At 43.2% G+C, this 539-nt stretch carries 1 protein-coding gene; it reads left to right on the top strand.

Annotated elements, in window-relative coordinates; translation table 11 throughout:
• Positions 1-144: 144 nt before the first annotated feature.
• Positions 145-510 carry a TraK family protein gene (locus GTA51_RS20430; RefSeq protein WP_246198268.1) on the top strand — a complete coding sequence of 122 codons (366 nt, stop codon included), beginning with the start codon at positions 145-147 and terminating at the stop codon, positions 508-510.
• Positions 511-539: the final 29 nt, after the last annotated feature.

Genomic DNA, 539 nt, shown 5'->3' with positions numbered 1-539 from the left:
GATTTTTTTTGTCAGCGACACTATCAGCTAGTATGGGCTTGAATGAGAGCGGTTACGCTCACTTCTAATCGGATAAACTGTTATCAGTTGACATTGGCTACTAACGGATCATAAAATATGATAAAAAATAACCAGGAGAGAACTATGACTAAATCAGGTCGCATTGCCCGATGCATGGGCCGTGTAGAATTTAGATCTTGTCAGATCGAGATTCTCGATATGCACAAAAAAGGGTACGCCAATAAGCACATCTACGATAAATTGGCAGCACAGGGGAGGTTAACATTGGCATACTCAACGTTTAATGTCCATCTTCGCAAACTGTTGCAGGCAAAGAAATCAAAATCAATAGAAATACAATCAGTTGATCGGAAGAAAATATTTGAAGTACCTCACAACACTGAATTGATCTGTAACCGTCAAAAGAACCCCTTCTTACGCCTCCTGAATTTTCTGGCATGGAGTGTCCCCAGGAGGGGCGACCATGGTAGCATCGGCACCGGAGCATAGATCCGAAAAGGCGGCGTATTGGGCTGGAC

Origin of the sequence: Solidesulfovibrio aerotolerans, assembly GCF_009856865.1 — a bacterium.
GTDB lineage: Bacteria > Desulfobacterota > Desulfovibrionia > Desulfovibrionales > Desulfovibrionaceae > Solidesulfovibrio > Solidesulfovibrio aerotolerans.
Note: the sequence above shows the minus strand (reverse complement) of the source record. Positions and strands in the feature narration are given on the sequence as shown.

Bases quoted from the DNA above. Each gene is read 5' to 3' on its own strand.
- GTA51_RS20430 (WP_246198268.1), top strand. From the start codon at position 145: ATGACTAAATCAGGTCGCATTGCCCGATGCATGGGCCGTGTAGAATTT.